The organism is Brevibacterium picturae (assembly GCF_030453725.1).
Taxonomy (GTDB): Bacteria; Actinomycetota; Actinomycetes; order Actinomycetales; family Brevibacteriaceae; genus Brevibacterium; species Brevibacterium sandarakinum_A.
In genome coordinates this window covers 1-17,682 of the sequence record NZ_JAKDJU010000062.1, presented here as the reverse complement: position 1 = coordinate 17,682, position 17,682 = coordinate 1, and the positions used below count along the sequence as shown (strand labels likewise).

Annotated in this window: 17 protein-coding genes; 12 read left to right on the top strand and 5 right to left on the bottom strand. The window is 64.3% G+C overall.

Annotated features, from left to right (window positions below; genetic code table 11):
* Both L0G76_RS08200 and L0G76_RS08195 read left to right on the top strand, forming a co-directional pair.
* On the top strand, positions 1-944 hold a 944-nt coding region (locus L0G76_RS08200; RefSeq protein WP_304356808.1), incomplete at its 5' end, for a dihydrolipoamide acetyltransferase family protein.
* Positions 945-969: 25 nt separating this feature from the next.
* On the top strand, positions 970-1,962 hold the full coding sequence (locus tag L0G76_RS08195) for an NADPH:quinone reductase (RefSeq protein WP_304356807.1): 993 nt from the start codon (positions 970-972) through the stop codon (positions 1,960-1,962).
* A 389-nt stretch (positions 1,963-2,351) separates the two neighbouring features.
* Here the strand turns inward: L0G76_RS08195 and L0G76_RS08190 are convergent, their stop codons facing one another.
* On the bottom strand, positions 2,352-3,302 hold the full coding sequence (locus L0G76_RS08190) for a protein kinase (protein WP_304356806.1): 951 nt from the start codon (positions 3,300-3,302) through the stop codon (positions 2,352-2,354).
* 611 nt (positions 3,303-3,913) lie between these two features.
* Here L0G76_RS08190 and rpmB point away from each other — a divergent pair.
* The 7 genes from rpmB to L0G76_RS08155 all read left to right on the top strand — a co-directional run bounded on the left by rpmB (position 3,914) and on the right by L0G76_RS08155 (position 9,699).
* Entirely contained in the window at positions 3,914-4,150 is a 237-nt protein-coding gene (rpmB, locus tag L0G76_RS08185) for a 50S ribosomal protein L28 (RefSeq protein ID WP_304356805.1), read from the top strand.
* Positions 4,150-4,317: a 50S ribosomal protein L33 gene (gene rpmG / locus L0G76_RS08180; protein ID WP_304356804.1), complete on the top strand. Its 168-nt coding sequence runs from the start codon at positions 4,150-4,152 to the stop codon at positions 4,315-4,317. The genes rpmB and rpmG overlap by 1 nt, the downstream gene beginning before the upstream one ends.
* A 6-nt stretch (positions 4,318-4,323) precedes the next feature.
* Entirely contained in the window at positions 4,324-4,629 is a 306-nt protein-coding gene (rpsN, locus tag L0G76_RS08175) for a 30S ribosomal protein S14 (protein ID WP_009882241.1), read from the top strand.
* A 69-nt stretch (positions 4,630-4,698) separates the two neighbouring features.
* Positions 4,699-4,986, top strand: coding sequence for an HU family DNA-binding protein (locus L0G76_RS08170; protein ID WP_304356803.1), 288 nt, complete (start codon positions 4,699-4,701; stop codon positions 4,984-4,986).
* 156 nt (positions 4,987-5,142) lie between these two features.
* The gene (locus tag L0G76_RS08165) at positions 5,143-7,212 is read left to right on the top strand and encodes a bifunctional copper resistance protein CopD/cytochrome c oxidase assembly protein (protein WP_304356802.1); all 2,070 of its coding nucleotides are present in this window, start codon (positions 5,143-5,145) and stop codon (positions 7,210-7,212) included.
* 255 nt (positions 7,213-7,467) lie between these two features.
* On the top strand, positions 7,468-8,820 hold the full coding sequence (locus tag L0G76_RS08160) for an MFS transporter (RefSeq protein WP_304356801.1): 1,353 nt from the start codon (positions 7,468-7,470) through the stop codon (positions 8,818-8,820).
* Between the two features lie 132 nt (positions 8,821-8,952).
* Positions 8,953-9,699, top strand: a complete 747-nt coding sequence (locus L0G76_RS08155; protein WP_304356800.1) for a 3-hydroxybutyrate dehydrogenase — start codon at positions 8,953-8,955, stop codon at positions 9,697-9,699.
* A gap of 1 nt (position 9,700) precedes the next feature.
* On the opposite strand, the gene L0G76_RS08150 is transcribed toward L0G76_RS08155, so the two are convergent.
* The gene (locus L0G76_RS08150; protein ID WP_304356799.1) at positions 9,701-10,576 is read right to left on the bottom strand and encodes a LysR family transcriptional regulator; all 876 of its coding nucleotides are present in this window, start codon (positions 10,574-10,576) and stop codon (positions 9,701-9,703) included.
* Between the two features lie 164 nt (positions 10,577-10,740).
* Here L0G76_RS08150 and mmsB point away from each other — a divergent pair, with 164 nt between their 5' ends.
* The 3 genes from mmsB (at position 10,741) to L0G76_RS08135 (ending at position 14,887) form a co-directional block, all read left to right on the top strand.
* A complete protein-coding gene (mmsB, locus tag L0G76_RS08145) occupies positions 10,741-11,646 on the top strand; it encodes a 3-hydroxyisobutyrate dehydrogenase (protein WP_304356798.1) in 906 nt (301 codons plus the stop codon).
* A gap of 351 nt (positions 11,647-11,997) precedes the next feature.
* Entirely contained in the window at positions 11,998-12,774 is a 777-nt protein-coding gene (locus tag L0G76_RS08140; RefSeq protein WP_304356797.1) for a YggS family pyridoxal phosphate-dependent enzyme, read from the top strand.
* Between the two features lie 169 nt (positions 12,775-12,943).
* Positions 12,944-14,887, top strand: a complete 1,944-nt coding sequence (locus L0G76_RS08135) for an NHL domain-containing thioredoxin family protein (RefSeq protein WP_304356796.1) — start codon at positions 12,944-12,946, stop codon at positions 14,885-14,887.
* A gap of 63 nt (positions 14,888-14,950) precedes the next feature.
* Here the strand turns inward: L0G76_RS08135 and L0G76_RS08130 are convergent, their stop codons facing one another.
* From L0G76_RS08130 to L0G76_RS08120, 3 genes are all read right to left on the bottom strand, one after another.
* Positions 14,951-15,910 carry a hypothetical protein gene (locus L0G76_RS08130; protein ID WP_304356795.1) on the bottom strand — a complete coding sequence of 320 codons (960 nt, stop codon included), beginning with the start codon at positions 15,908-15,910 and terminating at the stop codon, positions 14,951-14,953.
* 137 nt (positions 15,911-16,047) lie between these two features.
* Entirely contained in the window at positions 16,048-17,061 is a 1,014-nt protein-coding gene (locus tag L0G76_RS08125) for an ATP-binding cassette domain-containing protein (RefSeq protein ID WP_304356794.1), read from the bottom strand.
* A 96-nt stretch (positions 17,062-17,157) separates the two neighbouring features.
* Positions 17,158-17,682: LPXTG cell wall anchor domain-containing protein (locus tag L0G76_RS08120; RefSeq protein ID WP_304356793.1), on the bottom strand; the 525-nt coding region annotated here is incomplete at its 5' end.

Here is a 17,682-nt window from a genome sequence, read left to right as displayed (position 1 = left end):
CCGAAACCGCAGATGCCACGGCACCGGCGACCGCCTCGGCGGGCAAACCGCTGGCCAAGCCTCCCGTGCGCAAGCTCGCGAAGGACCTCGGCATCGACCTGGCTGCGGTCGTCGCAACCGGTTCGCGTGGCGACGTCACTCGTGACGACGTCAAGGCCGCAGCCAGCGGCACCGGCGCGGCAGCCGCCGACGCAGGGGCAGACGCGCAGGTCGGAACCCCGACCGCCGCGACCGGAACCGGTTCCACGGGGGAACTCGAGGAGCGGATTCCATTCAAGGGCGTGGCGAAGATGATGGCCAAGGCCATGGTCGATTCCGCGTTCACGATGCCCCACGTCACCGAGTTCCTCGACGTCGACGTGACCGAGACGATGGCCTTCGTGCGCAAACTCAAATCCACGAAGTTCCTGGGCGAGGACATCAAGGTCTCGCCCCTGCTGCTCGTGGCCAAGGCTGTGGCCTGGGCCGTTGCCCGCAACCCGCGGATCAACTCGTGCCTCGAAGGCGAAGAGATCGTCGTCAAGAAGTACCTCAACCTCGGCGTCGCCGCGGCCACCCCACGTGGCCTGATCGTGCCGAACATCAAGGGCGCACACACGATGGGCCTGACAGACCTGGCTCAGGGCATTCAGGATCTGACTGCCCTGGCTCGTTCGGGCAAGACCCCTCCTGCCGATCAGTCGGGCGGGACGATCACCATCACCAACGTCGGCGTCTTCGGCGTCGATGCGGGCACACCGATCATCAACCCGGGCGAAGCCGCGATCCTGGCCTTCGGCCAGATCCGGAAGAAGCCCTGGGTCGTCGATGACGAGATCGTCCCGCGTGACATCACGACCCTGTCGGTGAGTGCCGACCATCGTGTCGTCGACGGTGAGATCATCTCGAAGTTCCTCGCCGATGTCGGTCGCGGACTCGAGGATCCGACACTGCTGCTGGCCTGAACCGGCTCAATCAGCAGAACCAGGCATGAAGGCCGCGTACGTCAAGCACCTCGGCGAGGTCGACGAGATTCTCTACGGTGACCTTCCGGAACCTGTTCCGGGACCCACCGAGTACCTCGTCGAGGTGAGCGCGGCCAGCCTCAATCCCGTGGACACCTTCGTGCGTTCCGGACGGTTCCCCACCACCGCCCCGCTGCCCTTCGTCCTGGGCAGGGACCTGGTGGGCACCATCGTCAGCGCACCCGTGGGCGCACCCCTCCAGCCTGGTGAGACCGTGTGGTGCAACAGTCTGGGCTACGAGGGACGGCAGGGATCGTACTCCGACTTTGCCGTCGTCCCGGCCGACCGACTCTACCCGGCCCCGCCCGGAACGGACGCGATCAGCAGCCACACGCATCGGCTCGTCGCGCTGGCCCACCCCGCCACGACAGCGTGGTTGGGCTGGTTCGACCACGGACGGCTCACCCCTTCAGACACCGTCTTCGTCGGTGGGGGAGCAGGTAACGTCGGCACTGCCGCGATCCAACTGGCCGCGAGTGCCGGGGCCCGGATCATCGCCAGCAGCCATCCGCGTGACTTCGACGCGCTCAGAGCCGCCGGCGCCGAGGTGGCCCTCGACTACCGTGACCCCGGCCTTCCAGCCGCCTGTGCGAAAGCCGTCCCGGAGGGGTTCGACCTGGTCTGGGACACCTCGGGACATCACGATGGAGACTTCCTCGCTGCGGCGACCGCGCCCGGCGCCCGGATCCTGATCACCGCTGCTGCCGAAGCGACCTCCCAGCTGCCCCTGGGACGTCTCTATACGAAAGACGTGTCGCTCATCGGCTTCGTCATGTCTCGCGCGAGCGCAGAGCAGCTGGCCCGCGCGGCGAAGGGCCTTGAACCCTTCCTCGCCCCAGGGAAGCCGAGCTCACTGACGACGACCATCACCGAGGTGCTGGACCTGTCCGAGGCCGCGCGAGCCCACCGAATGATGGAGGCAGGCGAGGTCCGCGGTCGAATCGTCCTCACTCCGTGAGTCGGACGCTGTAAGTCTGAGACCGTGAGTCTGAGGTCGTGAGTCTGAGGTCTACTTGTCGAGGTAGGCGCTGTTGTCGGCGGGAGATCCATCCTTGACCAGACGTTTGGCAATGCAGTTGTTGCGGTCCAGGCCCCAGGAGCGACACTGGTCAAGTGCCGGCTCGGGCTCGCTGTAGGGGCAGAAGCCTGCAAAGCTGAATAGTCGCTGCCGGCGCCTTGTCGACCTGCGGAAGCACCGGGTCCAGCGGGTCCATCCGCCAAACGACGATGGAGCGCCGAGACACCTGTGTCCACACAGGTGTTTCGACGCTCCACCGTTGTTTCGGCGCTCGTCTGTGTCCATCTGTCGCGGCACGGACCCTGCTCAGCGACGTCGGCGTTGCGGTCCTACCTGTCGAGGTAGGCGCTGTTGTCGGCGGGAGATCCATCCTTGACCAGACGTTTGGCAATGCAGTTGTTGCGGTCCAGGCCCCAGGAGCGACACTGGTCAAGTGCCGGCTCGGGCTCGCTGTAGGGCGTGTCGATGATCGTGACCCAGTAGTTGTCGTCCTTGTAGGAATCCCAGTCGCTGCTGTGAATGAGAATCGCACCCGGGTATTTGACGCGGTTGGTCTCGAACTCGTCGACGATGTCCTGCGCAGTCCACGTCTTGCCGTCGGTCTCAAGACCGACATCCTTCGCGCTGACCTGTGTCACCCACTGCCCTTCGAGGTCATCGGCCTTCGCTGTGCCTTGCTTCGTATAGGTCGACAGCGCCTCCTCAGGGCTTGCTCCCGGCTGCACCAGGCTCTCGCCCGGAGACGGTGAGGCCGACCCGCTCTCCTCGCCGCCGAAGTCGACAGGCACGGTGCCCGTCGACGGCGCCAGCCAACGGACTCCGAAGAAGGCCAGCAATCCGAGAATCATGAGAATGGCGACGATGACGACGGTGATCTTGGCTCCGTTGCCCCTCCTCGGGGCCGGTGTGGGCTCGAGCGGGATCTGCCCTGACGCCGGTCCACCGGAGCCGTCATCGTTCTGTGTCGAGGGGGAGGAGCTGTCGTTCGTCCGGCTGCGAGGGCCCGTGGGTGCGGCTTCTGGGTACGAGTGCTGAGACTGACCCTGGAACGGGGATGCATTGGCGGGGGCGAAGACATTGCGCGAGCGACTCCTGGATACAGGTACGTCCCCGGTGTGCTTCTCGAGGTACTCGTAATAGGTCGAGTCGTCGAAGTCTGCAGCACTCTGGTTGGACCCCTGCCCCTGCGACGGGGTCAGGCTGGCACGAACCGACTGGTCCTTCTGCCAGTCATCACTGGTCGCCGGACGGATTCGCGGCCTCGGTGGAACGTCGCTCATCGGTCCTCCTGAGTGCCAGATGTGGTGGCAATCATCTTCTTACCTTGGCACGTCTCCGGCACGTGTTCAACACGGGCCAGGGCAGGATGTGTTGTCCGCTGGAGCATGGCCGCGAACATGCGTGCGCGATGTGTGTGAGGTGGAAGCGGCGCTCGGCCCGCGATTCCGGGCACAACGCCTTCTTCGCCCCTCAGTTGCGATACGGTAAGCGGGCCATCGCGACGGGGATTCAGTGAATTTGCTCTGAAGGCCTGTTTCTCTCTAAGATTGTGATCTGTTGTGTCGTCGCAGTTCGATCGCCGATTGATCTGCTGTGGCCAACATGGTGCTCACCCACCGCTGCACTCCAGCTTCGGCCCATCTCTCACAGGCTACGGCTTCAGCGCTGGTGAGACATCTCGCCCGAACGGGCAAACCTGTTTTGGCGTACACAATTTTCATTGCGAACGCCGCCTGCTGGGCGACAGCCTGGTCAGCGGTCGGACACCTGTCCGGCTGAGCAGCAATCGCGAAAATTTGTTGATGTCTTCCGACATCGGCGCAAGCGGGCGTGGATCCCACGCTGACCTGCTTGTTTCGAGAGTCGGTAACTTGTGAACTGGAGGAGAGTCATGGCAGCAACCTGCCAAGTAACCGGGGCAGTCCCTGGTTTCGGACACAACGTGTCCCACTCGAACCGTCGCACTAAGCGTCGTTTCAACCCGAATATTCAGAAAAAGCGCTACTTCGTTCCGTCTCTGCGTCGCAGTGTCACCCTGACCGTGTCCGCCAAGGGCATCAAGGTCATTGACGCGCGCGGAATTGACGCCGTCGTCGGCGAACTCATCGCCAAGGGAGTGAAGCTCTGATGGCTAAGACACAGGACATTCGTCCCATCATCAAGCTCAAGTCGACCGCCGGCTCCGGGTACACCTACGTGACCCGCAAGAACCGCCGCAACAACCCGGACCGCATCGTGCTCAAGAAGTACGATCCAGTTGTTCGCAAGCACGTCGATTTCCGAGAGGAGCGCTGAGCGCATATGGCTAAGAAGTCAAAGATCGCACGCGACAAGCAGCGTCGCGTCATTGTAGAGCGCTACGCGGAGCGTCGTGCGACGCTCAAGCGCCAGCTGACACACCCCGACAGCACCGACGAGCAGCGTGAAGAAGCACGCCTCGGACTGCAGAAACTTCCACGTGATGCCTCACCAGTGCGTGTGCGCAATCGTGACCAGGTTGACGGCCGTCCGCGCGGCTATCTCCGCAAGTTCGGTCTCTCCCGAGTTCGCTTCCGCGAAATGGCGCACAACGGCGAGTTGCCCGGCATCACGAAGTCAAGCTGGTAATCTCGAGGAAGTTCGTTATCGGAAAAACGGACCGGTAACCGACCGACTTGTCCTAAGGAGGACACTTTTATGGCTAAGAACCGCAGTGAGCTCGTAGCAGAAGTTGCAGAGAATTCCGGACTGACCCAGAAGCAGGTCTCGGACGTTCTTGACGGCGTCTTCGACGTCTTCTCCGACGTTGTCAGCAAGGGCGAAAAGCTCACCATCCCCGGATGGCTGTCTGTTGAGCGCACCGAACGTGCCGCTCGCAAGGGACGCAACCCGCAGACCGGTGAAGAGATCCAGATCAAGGCCGGCTACTCCGTGAAGCTGTCCGCTGGTTCGAAGCTGAAAGGTGCCGCAGGCAGCCCTAACTGAGCCTCGCGCATCAGCGTGGAATGACCCGGACCATGTGGTCCGGGTCATTTCGTGTCTCTGCGCCGAGATCTCGGCCACGTCCGGGGGTCGCAGTGAGCTCTGTTTCAGACTCCGACGATATCCTTGAACCATGAATGAAGCGGCGGTCTGCCACCAGTGAGCACTCAAGTCTTCGAATCGGTCACCCGATTCACATCGCGTGCCGCCGTGCCCATCGTCGTCATCGGCGGACTCGCGGTCGGCATGGCCGCGATGCTCTTCACCGGAGCAGCCGAGGCAACACTGCTGAACGACCCCGGACCCTACGTCCGGTTCGGCCTTCCGGCCGCCAAGTTCGTCTTCAACCTCTCGATGGCGATGACTCTGGGCGCCCTGATGTTCGCCCTCCTCATCCTGCCGCGCACTCAGGGGCGGGGCAGGAAGACGAAGGCGGCCGCGACGTCCGGCACCTCGGCCGAGGCACCTCTCAACGCGCTCTGGGAGAAGACCCTGAAGATCGCCGAGGCGGCATCGGTCGCCTGGACGATCTCCGCCGTGGCCGTCCTCGTCCTCACCTTCGTCGACACCGTCGGTGCCCAGGCCTACCTGGACTTCTCCAATCAGCTCGGCGTGTTCCTGACCCAGATTGCCTTCGGCCAGCTTTGGACCCTCATCGTCGTCCTCATCGCCGTCGCCTCCACCCTGTGCTTCGGCACTCGCAGCTACCTCGGCATCGCCGTGGCAGGAGTTCTCGGCGTCGGCGTGATGATCCCGCTGGCGCTGATGGGCCACTCCGCCGAAGCCTCCGGGCACACTCAGGCCGTCAACAGCATCGGTCTGCACCTCTTGGGCGTCACCATCTGGCTGGGCGGCCTCTTCGTCATCGCGCTCCTCGGCTCCGACCTTGCCCACTCGCACCAGCTGCGCACCACGATCGAACGCTATTCATTGTTCGCGCTCATCGCCTTCGCGATCGTCGCCTACTCCGGTGTGGTGAACTCGCTGCTGCGCGTCCACGATCTCGATGACCTGATGAGCCCCTACGGGCAGGTGATCGTGGCGAAGACGTTCGCGGTGATTCTGCTCGGCCTCGTCGGGTTCTGGCATCGCCAGTTCGTCATCCGACGTCTGGGAGCAGTGGCCTCGGCGACGCGGGAGTTCTGGCGGCTCATCGTCGTCGAATTCGTCATCTTCGGGGCCACGATGGGCCTCGCGGTTGCTCTGTCCCGCTCCCAGCCCCCGGTCTCACAGGAGCCTGTGGGCAACCCGAGCCCGGCAGAGATCCTGACCGGCGAGCCGCTTCCGCCCCCGCCCACATTTGCGCGGTACTTCACCGAATGGTCCCTCGACCCACTGTGGGTCGTCGTCGCCGTCGGCCTGTCCGCGGCCTACATCGTCGGATTCATCAACCTCCGCCGCCGAGGCGACTCCTGGCCGATCCATCGCTTGATCTGCTGGCTGCTGGGCATGATCTTCCTGGTCTACGTCACCTCCGGCGGTGCTCGGGTCTACGGCGAGATCCAGTTCTCGGCGCACATGATCCAGCACATGTTGCTGATCATGGTGGTGCCTCTGCCGATGGTTCTCGGCGCGCCCATCACGATGCTCATGCGCGGAACGAAGGCCCGCACGGATGGCTCGCGCGGTGTTCGCGAATGGGTCCTGTGGCTCGTCCACACCCCGTACATGCGCTTCTTCGCGAACCCGATCTTCGCCAGCGTGAACTTCGCCGGTTCCCTCGTCATCTTCTACTACTCGGGCGTGATGAAATATGCGCTCGAATGGCACCTCGGTCACGAGCTGATGATCATCCATTTCCTCGGCGCCGGGTATCTGTTCGCACAGGCACTCATCGGCATCGACCCCGGCGTGAAGCGTCCCGCGTATCCTCTGCGACTGCTCATGCTCCTCATCACGATGGCCTTCCACGCCTTCTTCGGCATCTCGATCATGAGCTCCGAGGTCCTCATCGAAGGCGACTGGTTCGGCAACATCGGCGCCGACTGGGGCTATTCGGCGATCGAAGACCAGCAGTTGGGCGGAGGCATCGCGTGGGGCGTCGGAGAATTCCCCACCCTGTTCATCGCGATCATGGTGGCCTTCCAATGGTCGAAGTCCTCGGACCGGGAAGCCAAGCGCGTCGACCGCCGCGAGGCTCGCACCGACGATGCGGAGCTTCGGGCCTACAACGACATGCTCGCCACAATGGCCCAGCGTGACTCGAAGGCCGACCAGCGAAGCAGATGACTGCACACCTCGTGTGCACGAATGTGCAGAAGTAATTCCCGGATTCGCGCCACTTCTGCGCCCATTCCTTCACGTTATGACGCAGACTGTTGCAAGGATCATATCCATTCGCCGCGTCGCACCATCCGTGCCGATGGCGTGGAACTGAGGCCGCATAGCAGAGGCCGCAGGCTCGTCGCCCACCGGACTGGGACGCCACAGCAAGTCGATCCGCGCATTCAACGGTGATGCGGATCGTGGAAATCAAGGAGAGTCATGAGTTCTTCGAACAATGCCGAGAAGAAGACGATCCGCGCACAGCTGCGCAAGGTCGTCGCCGCCTCGATGGCCGGAACCGTCGTCGAGTGGTACGAATTCTTCCTCTACGGGACCGCGGCCACGCTGGTCTTCCACATTCTGTTTCCGCCCACAGACGACCCCCTGAACGCGATCCTGGCGGGCTTCGCGACCTACGCGGTCGGGTTCATCGCACGCCCCTTCGGTGGGATCATCTTCGGCCACTTCGGTGACAAACACGGGCGCAAGAAGCTGCTGCAGCTGTCCATCATCCTCGTCGGCGCGGCCACATTCCTCATGGGATGTCTGCCGACCTTCGACCAGATCGGGTATGTCGCCCCCGTCCTGCTCGTGCTGCTGCGCCTGATTCAGGGATTCGCCGTCGGCGGCGAATGGGGCGGTGCCGTCCTCTTGGTCGCCGAACACTCCCCGAACAAGGAGCGCGGCTTCTGGGCGTCCTTCCCGCAGTCGGGTGTGCCGCTGGGCAACCTGCTGGCAACCGGTGTGCTGCTCGTGCTCACGGCAACACTGACCGAAGAGCACTTCATATCTTGGGGTTGGCGAGTCGCGTTCTGGCTCTCTGCCGTCATCGTCCTCATCGGGTATTACATCCGCACCCGCGTCTCCGACGCTCCGATCTTCGACGAAGTCCAGTCCGAAGAGATCGATGAAGGCGTCGACTACGGCATCAAGGCGGTCTTCAAGCGCTACCCGCGTGAGGTCTTCGCCGCAATGGGGCTGCGGTTCGTGGAGAACATCCACTACTACCTCGTGGTCACGTTCTCGATCACATATCTGGCAATCGTCGTCGACATCGAGCAAGCCGAGATTCTCGGCGCCCTGCTCGCCGCGCACGCGATCCACGCGGTCATCGTGCCGTTGGTCGGGGCGGCAACGGACAAGGTCGGGCGCAAGCTGCCCTACGGCATCGGAATCGTGCTCACCGCTTCGTGGGGCTTCTTCGCCTTCCCGATGTACGACACCGGCAACTTCTTCGTCATCTTCCTCGCCGTGCTCATCGGGCTGATCTTCCACGCTCTGATGTACGCCGGTCAGCCGTCGATCATGGCGGAGATGTTCCCGACACGCATGCGCAACTCCGGTGTTTCGACCGGCTATCAGGTCACGGCGATCGTGGCGGGCTCGTTCGCACCGATCATCGCCACTGCGCTGCTGCAGCAGTTCGATTCCTCGGTGCCGATCGCGTTCTACCTCCTCATCGCAGCTGCGATTTCGATGGTCGCGCTCCTGTTCACGCGGGAGACCAAGGGCATCGACCTGCGTTCGCTCGACCAGGCGGACAAGGATCGTCGCCACGCGGCGAAACGCTGATTCGGTCAGCAGCAACTCTGATCCAATCAGCAGTACCGCTGATCAGTTGAGCAATGCACGGATCCGGGCGGTGTCGACGGTCGTCGGCACCGCCCGGATCCACCATGGAGAACAATCGTCGAAGGGACAGCAATGGTCGATCTCAGCAGCAAACGGGCCCTCGTCACAGGTGGAGCTTCCGGCCTGGGCAAGGCGATGAGCGAGGCACTGGCCGCAGCGGGAGCCTACGTCATCGTCGCCGACGTCAACGCTGAGTCCGCGGAAGCAGTCGCCGGCGACATCGGGGGAGAGGCCTGGACGGTCAACCTCGCGGACACCTCGGCGCTGGATGGAGTCGACCTTGACGTCGACATCCTCGTCAACAACGCCGGCATCCAGCGGATCCACCCGATCACGGAGTTTCCGCTCGAGGAATGGCGACTCATCAACACCCTCATGCTCGAAGCGCCGTTCGTGCTGACCAAGGCCGCGTTGCCCGCGATGTACGCCAAGGGATGGGGCAGGGTCGTCAACCTCTCCTCGATCCACGGGCTGCGCGCCTCGGCGAACAAATCAGCCTATGTGGCGGCCAAACACGGGCTCATGGGATTGACGAAGACGACCGCATTGGAAGCCGGCCCACACGGTGTGACCTGCAACGCGATCAATCCCGGCTATGTGATGACGCCGATGGTCAAGGGCCAGATCGCCGATCAGGCGACGACGAACGGCATCACCGAGGCCGAGGTCCTCGAACAGGTCTTCCTCGGTCATTCTGCAGTGCCGAAGCTCGCCGAGCCCGACGATATCGCCGCATTGGCACTGTTCCTGGCCAGCGACGCAGCCGCAGTGATCAACGGCAGCGCGCACAGCGTCGATGGAGGCTGGTCCGCAGCGTGACTCAGAGGACTTCGAGGACGCTGCGGACCCCTGCGTTGCGCAGGGATTCGTGGCGGACGGAGGCCCAATAGGAGACCGGCTTCGAGAACTCTTCGGGCAGCACCTGCACGAGGCGACTGTTGCCCACGGCGAGGAAGTCGGGCAGAATCCCGATCCCGACTCCGTTCGACGTGGCGAGCACGTGGGCATGCACCGAGGTGGAGCGGAAGAATCCCTTGCCGCGGGGCAGCGCGTTGCCCGCCTCGTCGAGGTCGTCGACCTGGAGCGAGTTCTCGATGTAGTAGACGAGTCGGTGCTCGGCGAGATCATCGAGCGTCATCGGCATGGTGTGGCTGCGAAGGTACTCCCGGGAGGCGTAGAGCTGGAGCCGGTAGTCGCGGATGTGCTTCCCGACGCTGCGCGGCGCATCAGGCTTGCCGACGACGACCTCGATATCGACGCCCGAGCGGTACTGCCGAGCCCGTTGAGTGGCAGTGATGAGTTCGAACTGCAGACCCGGGTGGCTGCGCTGCAGCTGGGCCAGGGCCGGCACGGCGAATTCGAGTGCGAAGGCCTGCGGGCAGGCCAGTCGGATCGTCCCGGACAGGGCAGAGCCGGGGTGGGCGTCGATGCGTCCCAGAGCAGACTCGATGTCCTCGGCCACGGGGAGGAGATGCCGACCGGCGGTGCTGAGTTCCCATCCGTCGGGTGAGGCCACGAGCATCCGCTCGCCGTAGGCCTTCTCCAGAGCGGCGATGCGTCGGGACACCGTCGTGTGGTTGAGGCCCAGGCTGTGCGCCGCCGCCGTGAACTTTCCCAACCGGGCCACGGCGAGCAGCGTCAGCAGATCTTCGGGAGAGATCTGCGAGCCGGGCCCGCCAGGTGCATATGAAGCCATAGTGGTTCCATCCTATCTGCGTGCGCGCACATATCCGGTGCGGAATATGTGATTCTGCACGACCGGTGTTGCCTCGGTGACTGGCGTAATGTGAGGGGAAACACTGCAACTGCTGCGGTACAAACACTGCAACTGCTGAAGAACATGATGCGAGGAGGCATATTATGTCGACGATTGGATGGATCGGCCTGGGGAACATGGGCCGTCCGATGACCGCGAACCTGGTCAAGGCCGGACACACCGTGAACGGTTTCGATCTCGTGGAGATCGCCGTTCAAGAGGCGGCCAAGCACGGGGTGAATCCTGTGAAGTCCGCCGCCGAGGCGGTCGCCGGTGCCGATATCGTGTTCACAATGCTGCCCAAGGGAGAGCACGCCCGCGCGGTCTACCTGGAGCCCGACGGCGTCCTGGCCAATGCCGACACGAAGACCCTCCTCGTCGATTCCTCGACGATCGACTTCGATTCCGCTCGCGCCCTGCACGCCGAGGCGGCCAATGCCGGGTTCCGCTTCGTCGACGGCCCGGTCTCCGGAGGCGTCACCGGTGCAGAAGCCGGGACGCTGACCTTCATGCTCGGTGGAACCGACGAGGATGTCGCCGAGGCGAAGTCCTTTATCGAGCCGATGGCCGGCAACATGTTCCATGCCGGTGGCGAGGCTGCCGGCCAGGCCGCCAAGATCGTCAACAACATGATGCTCTCGATCAGTCTGCAGGGTGTCGTCGAAGGTGCAGTGCTCGCTGATCGCTTCGGACTCGATCCGAAGGTCTTCTACGACATCGCGACCGTCTCCTCCGGTGACTCCTGGCCCCTGCGCACCTGGTACCCCGTGCCCGGTGTGACGGAGACTGCGGCCTCGAACAACTCGTTCAAGCCCGGATTCGCCACGGCCCTCATGCACAAGGACGTGGGGCTGGCCCTCGCAGGCGCCGATACTCAGGGCGTCGACCTGCCGGCCGCGCGGCTCGTCCACGCTCAGCTGCAGAAGCTGGTCGATACCGGCCTCGAGGGCCTCGACACCTCGGCGCTGATCAAGAACATCGATGCGAAGGCCGCCGGACTGCCCGAATAATGACGAGCGCGCGAATCTGACGCAACACGGCTGCGATGAGTGCCGCTGCAACCAGCTGCAGCGACGAGCGCGGCAGCTGACAGCCTCGTCCCGCCGGACAGACACCAACGGTTGGTAAGTTCTCTTCGATCCACGAACGAAACTCGAGGAGAACTTGCCAACCGTTCGCCGTGCACCAGGGCGCCGTGCCCACGAACTGCGGCTTCCGCGCCGCTTCGCCCACGAACTGCGGCTTCCGCGCCGCTTCGCCCACGAACTGCGGCTTCCGCGCCGCTTCGCCGGCGACCTGCAACTTCAGCGCCGCTTCGTCGGCGACCTGCAACTTCAGCGGGTACGTGTAAGACTGGACGCATGAGTTCCCCAGACACTCCTGAACCACAGAATACGTCCGAACCCCAGAACATGCCCGAACCGCTGTCGCCGGAGGCCATCGCCACCATCAGGGACAACCTCGACGAAGTGGCCGCGCGTACAGCAACCGCCGCCGAGGCGAGCGGACGGACGAGTGCCGATGTGCAGGTCATGCTGGCGACCAAGACTCAACCGGCCCCGAAGATCCGCGTCGCGCTCGAGCACGGGTTCACCCTCATCGGGGAGAACAAGGTCCAAGAACTGGTCGGCAAGGCTGATGACCTCGCCGATCTCGAACACGAGGCCCATCTCATCGGCCCTCTGCAGAAGAACAAGGTCAATCACACCCTGCGCCATGCGCACTGCATCCAGTCCGTTGACAATCTGGAACTGGCGACGAAGATCAACAACCGCCTCGAGGTCCTCGACCAGACCCTCGACATCTTCGTGCAGGTCAACACCTCCCGCGAGGACTCGAAGTCCGGCATCGCCCCCGAAGAGGCAGAGGCTCTCATCGCCGAGCTCCGGGAGCACACCCGGATGAGACTGCGCGGGCTGATGACGATCGGCCTGCCCGGACGCACGCCCGAGGAGATCCGCCCCAGCTATGGCGACCTGCGGGAACTGAGCGAGAAGCTGATCGGTTCGGGTGCCATGCCCGCCGAAGCCAAGGAACTGTCCATGGGCATGAGCAACGACTTCGAACTCGCCATCGCCGAGGGCGCGACGATGGTCCGCGTCGGCTCCAGCGTGTTCGGCGCCCGCGACTACACCTGAGGCGCATCGCCGCGTGCTGCTTCGCGGCGCCGGCGACTGCTCCGAAGGCGCGGCGCAGCGGGTATCGCCAGCATCTGTCACCGCGATGGCCACGACGAGCGCCTGGGGCATTGGTCACATGATGACACCGGGCCTCCCGTCGCGGCGTCGAATCTGTGAAGATGGAGCTATGAACTCCAGTCCGCAGGAATCCCCAACATCCGCGGCGCCAGCCGCCGCGACGTCCCACCAGGTCAAGGTGCGTGCACCTGAACTCATCGGCCGTCGGTGGATGAACTCCGGCGGTAAGGACCTGAGCCTGGCCGACCTGCGCGGCAAGGTGATCCTGCTCGATTTCTGGACATTCTGCTGCATCAACTGCCTCCACGTGCTCGACGAGCTGCGACCGCTCGAGGAGAAATACGCACAAGAGCTCGTCATCATCGGCGTCCACTCGCCGAAGTTCGAGTTCGAACGCACGATCGAGGCTGTTGATCAGGCCGTCGAACGCTACCAGGTCGAACACCTCGTCCTCGACGATCCCGACCTCATCACCTGGCAGGCATACACCGCCCGGGCCTGGCCCACGCTGGCCGTCATCGACCCCGAGGGATATCTGGTCGCGACCCTGTCTGGCGAAGGCCATGGCGCAGGGCTGGGCGAAATCATCGAGGGCCTCATCGAGGAGCACTCGGCCAAGGGCACACTGCACTCCGGCGACGGACCTTACGTGCCGCCACCAGCACCGGAGACCGAACTGTTCTACCCCGGCAAGGTCACCGCACTGCCATCGGGCAATCTCCTCGTCGCCGATTCGGGCCACCACAGCCTCGTCGAATACGACCCGTCGGGCCAGGACATCATCCGGCGCATCGGCACCGGTGCCCGCGGCGCGGACGACGGCGACTTCGCCCAGGCGTCCTTCAGCGAACCCGGCGGCATCACCGTCCTTCCCGATGATGTGGCTGCGAAGGCCGGCTACCACCTCGTCGTTGCCGACACCGTCAACCACACCCTGCGCGGCATCAATCTCGACACCGAAACCGTGACGACGATCGCCGGCACCGGAGCACAGCACATGGTCGGCGCGATCGACAACGTGGTCGGCACCCACGGCGAACTCGGCCGCTACGACGGCCCCGCCCTCGATGTGAAGCTGTCCTCACCGTGGGACGTCCTCTACGCCCCCTCCACCGCCGAGGTTGTTGTGGCGATGGCGGGCAATCACACCATCTGGTCGTTCAACCCCGAAGTCGGGTCGATCCGCCTGCTCTCGGGCACCATGAACGAAGGCTTGGCCGATGGCGATGCGGACAACGCATGGTTCGCGCAGACCTCGGGCCTCGACCTCAGCTCCGACGGCGACGTGTTCATCGCCGACTCGGAGACCTCGGCCATCCGCCGCCTCGACCCGAGCACCGGAGCCGTGTCCACGCTCATCGGCGAGGGACTCTTCGACTTCGGATTCCGTGACGGTCCCGCTGCCGAGGCCAGGCTGCAGCACCCCCTGGGAGTGCGGAGCCTGCCGGACGGATCGATCGCGATCGCCGACACCTACAACGGGGCGATCCGCCGCTACGACTTCACCACGAACGAAGTCTCGACCCTGGCCCGCGGACTGCGCGAACCCTCCGACATCTTCGTCCTCGAGTCCGCTGGAGACGCTGAAGCCGAACTCCTCATCGTCGAGTCCGCCTCGCACGCGCTGACCAGAGTGAAGCTGCCCAAGGACGCGCAACGGGTCGATGAAGGTGCGCTCACCAGCAAACGTCCCTCGACCGAGATCGCCTCAGGGCCAGTGGCAGTGAGCGTGAGCTTTACCGTTCCAGCAGGTCAGAAGCTCGACGACCGGTGGGGAGATCCCACGTATCTCCAGGTCTCGTCGACGCCGCCGGAGCTCATCGTGTCCGGCAGCGGAGGCGCTGAGGGGTTGAATCGGGATATCGTCATCAATCCCGATCTCGAGGCGGGCGTGCTGCACGTGACCGCACGGGCGGCCGCCTGCGACGGCGAACCCGGGGGCGAGATTCCCCTGCACGCCGCGTGCCACCTCTATCAGCAGGACTGGGGAATCCCGGTCGACCTCGTCGCCACAGCCCCTGCCGAACTTACCCTGGACCTGCGCGGGGCCTGAATGCCGAGCTGAAGCCGGCCCGGTGCGCGGCCCGCACAGTGACGAGGGTCCGGCGTCGTGCAGCTATTTCACTGTCACGTCGCCGAGGCGGCGCGGATCGTAGCGGACCTGCGAGGACTTGACGACAACGGAGCCACCCATGGCGAATGACAGCGTCTCATCGAAGTCGTGCTCGGCCGCCGTGACGATGTCGCGGTAGCGTCCCTGAATGCGCACCTCGACGGTGGACGGGGTGAGTTCGAGGTCGTTGCCCGAGGCCGTCAGGCCGACCTGCGGCTCCCGCACCAGCGACCACTTCACATCGCCGAGGATCTCATTGTCCGTTTCATAGCCGAACACGCAGCCTGAGGGGTACAGGGTCTTCGACTTCGCACACTTCTGCAGATGCTCGGTGACCTGCTCATTCACCGCCTGCTCCAGCTTCGCCGTGGGCTCGGGGGACAGCGCGATTTCGGCGGTGTCTGTCGGTGCCGTCACTTCGGCGCGCTCCGGCTTCGACTTCAGATAGGTCGCATCGAAGCCGACGAGGTAGGTGGCGGGGAACAGCACGGGAACCGTGCCGGCGGAGACTCCGTAGCCATTCACCGTCGCCGTCGACGACCCTTCGACCTGCAGGTCGAGGGTGGGCCACTTCTCCTGTTCGATCGCCCACCGATCGAACAGACCGGCGGTCGCGGGCAGCCTCACCATGGACAGCTCCACGGTCTGCGTCTGCGAGGAAAGGACATAGCTCAGCGTGACCTTCGCATGGTCCTCATCGATCGACACCGTCGTCGCCTCTGCATCCCGCGGCAGGTCAGGGGCAGCGTTGAGCACGTCGTGGTTGAGCGCCAGGGTCGAGGACGGAGTGGGCGACGCGAGGTAGGAGAACGCTCGCTCGGCATCGGCGTCCTCGATCGCTGAAATGTAGGCCTCGGCGGCACGCGCCGGAGTGTAGATCGTGAGGTTGAGGAGGGGAACCGCAGCCACAGTGAGCACGATGACGAGGAGCGCCGAGATCAGAAGCTTGCGCGAGGTTCGCATGGCTTCTCCTGATTCGGTGGGGATGAGGGGATTTCAGTTTACTGCCAATTGCACGTCACTCGGCTCAATGATCGGCGAGGACGTGCGGCGGGGAGTCGACACGCAGGACGGGGGAGTCGTGCAAGTGCCGGCGGTGATCATTCCACCGAGTATGCGTGCAGCGCCGAAGTGTCGACCTCGACGAAGACATGCGTGCCGACCTTGACGTTGGCACGCAGCGCGGCGATCGACTCGCCGAGGCTGGGGTGCAGAACCCCGAATCCGGCCCTGGCGTGGCCTTCACCATCGCTGTCGCTGCTCTGGCCACGAGCTCCGCTCGCAGCACCGGAGACCCCGGCCAGGTCGGCCAGGTCCACGTCGAGGGCGAGCCCCATCTCCGTGTCCACCGGCGACAGCTTCGCCTGCAGGCAGGAACCACGATCGCGCAGTCCGGTGACGATGGCTTCGAACACCGTCGCCGAGGTGAACGCCTCGTCGTGCTCGTCCAAGGACAGGAGTGCACTGCGCCACCCGAGGGTGACGAAGACCTTCCCATCGAGTTCGGTCCGAGCCTTCACCGCAGAGTGGCCGATCGACAGCCAGCCCCTGCGAGCCAGTCCGGAGTAGACGTTGACTCCGCTGAGTTCGGCCGGCAGGGAACCCCTGGGCTCCGTGACGACCTGTTCCAAAGTACCGAACGCGACGAGCTCGCCCTGTTCGATATCGGCCACACCCGCCTCGGCGATGGTGAAATCGGTCAGCGTATTCGAGGTGAAGACGATACCTCTGCCGTGTGCGGCGGCCAAGTCGGCCAGGCGACCGCGCAGTCCAGCACGCACGTGGCCGGGGACGGAGGCGAAGGGGTCGATGAACGTCAGCCACGTCGATCCGCTCGCCCACGCCACGGCCAGGCGAAGCTTGGCACGCTCACCGGCATCGAGTTCGCCGAGCCGACGCTTCAGCACATCAGGTCTGACCCCGAATTCCGTGCACGCCTGAGCCAATGCCGCCTCCCCAGATCCGGCATTGACTTCTCGAAGATATGTTCTGACCCACCTGCGCACACGCGTGAGACCCGACCGGATTCCGGTCGGGAACTGTGGTGGTGGTGCGACCTCGGAGCGCGCAGCAACGGACAGCACCACCTCAGTGGTGCTGTCCGTGCTGCCCATGAGACCGAGCATTGTCCCTGCTCGGAGACGACCGAGATCGATCCGGTGTCTGCCGAGGTGCAGCCCCGCTAGGGACAATTCATCGTTCAACGGATCTTAGAACTCCGCAGGATCGTCGGAGGCGGTCATCCGCCGACGGGTGATGACGACAGCTGCGGCACCGACGACGAGGAGTCCGACGCCGAGCGCCAATCCGGTCATTTCGGCACCGGTGCGAGGCAGGTCGCTGCCGCTGTCGTTGCCGTTGCCTCCATCCTCATCGACCGAGGTGCCGTTGGTGACGACGGTGAAGCTGCCGCCCTGTGGCTTGTCGAAGCTGTCCGCCTGGGCCGTGACGTTGTACGTTCCCAGCACGGCCTTGACCTTGGCCTGCACGCCGAAGGTCGCCTTGCCCTCGGAGTCGGCTTCCTTGGTCATCGTGTAGCGATCGACCTTGCCCTGCGCGTGCTCGACGGTGATCGTGATCTTCTCGCCCGGCTGTGCGCCGGTGATGCCGAGCTTGATGCCCTCGCCCAGGAAGTCCTCGGAGCTGATCTCGGTCGGGTCGATGATGAGTGCCTGGGTCGCGGTGGTCGCGGCCTCCTTCTCCTCATCATCGGTGCCGGGGCTGGCCGAAGCGGT

What these genes read in the sequence shown, in the direction of transcription:
- L0G76_RS08195 (WP_304356807.1), top strand. Translation starts at nt 970, where the DNA reads ATGAAGGCCGCGTACGTCAAGCACCTCGGCGAGGTCGACGAGATTCTC.
- L0G76_RS08170 (WP_304356803.1), top strand. Translation starts at nt 4,699, where the DNA reads ATGGCTAAGAACCGCAGTGAGCTCGTAGCAGAAGTTGCAGAGAATTCC.
- L0G76_RS08190 (WP_304356806.1), bottom strand. Translation starts at nt 3,302, where the DNA reads ATGAGCGACGTTCCACCGAGGCCGCGAATCCGTCCGGCGACCAGTGAT.
- rpmB (WP_304356805.1), top strand. Translation starts at nt 3,914, where the DNA reads ATGGCAGCAACCTGCCAAGTAACCGGGGCAGTCCCTGGTTTCGGACAC.
- L0G76_RS08130 (WP_304356795.1), bottom strand. Translation starts at nt 15,910, where the DNA reads ATGCGAACCTCGCGCAAGCTTCTGATCTCGGCGCTCCTCGTCATCGTG.
- L0G76_RS08140 (WP_304356797.1), top strand. Translation starts at nt 11,998, where the DNA reads ATGAGTTCCCCAGACACTCCTGAACCACAGAATACGTCCGAACCCCAG.
- mmsB (WP_304356798.1), top strand. Translation starts at nt 10,741, where the DNA reads ATGTCGACGATTGGATGGATCGGCCTGGGGAACATGGGCCGTCCGATG.
- rpsN (WP_009882241.1), top strand. Translation starts at nt 4,324, where the DNA reads ATGGCTAAGAAGTCAAAGATCGCACGCGACAAGCAGCGTCGCGTCATT.
- rpmG (WP_304356804.1), top strand. Translation starts at nt 4,150, where the DNA reads ATGGCTAAGACACAGGACATTCGTCCCATCATCAAGCTCAAGTCGACC.
- L0G76_RS08155 (WP_304356800.1), top strand. Translation starts at nt 8,953, where the DNA reads ATGGTCGATCTCAGCAGCAAACGGGCCCTCGTCACAGGTGGAGCTTCC.
- L0G76_RS08150 (WP_304356799.1), bottom strand. Translation starts at nt 10,576, where the DNA reads ATGGCTTCATATGCACCTGGCGGGCCCGGCTCGCAGATCTCTCCCGAA.
- L0G76_RS08160 (WP_304356801.1), top strand. Translation starts at nt 7,468, where the DNA reads ATGAGTTCTTCGAACAATGCCGAGAAGAAGACGATCCGCGCACAGCTG.
- L0G76_RS08135 (WP_304356796.1), top strand. Translation starts at nt 12,944, where the DNA reads ATGAACTCCAGTCCGCAGGAATCCCCAACATCCGCGGCGCCAGCCGCC.
- L0G76_RS08125 (WP_304356794.1), bottom strand. Translation starts at nt 17,061, where the DNA reads ATGGGCAGCACGGACAGCACCACTGAGGTGGTGCTGTCCGTTGCTGCG.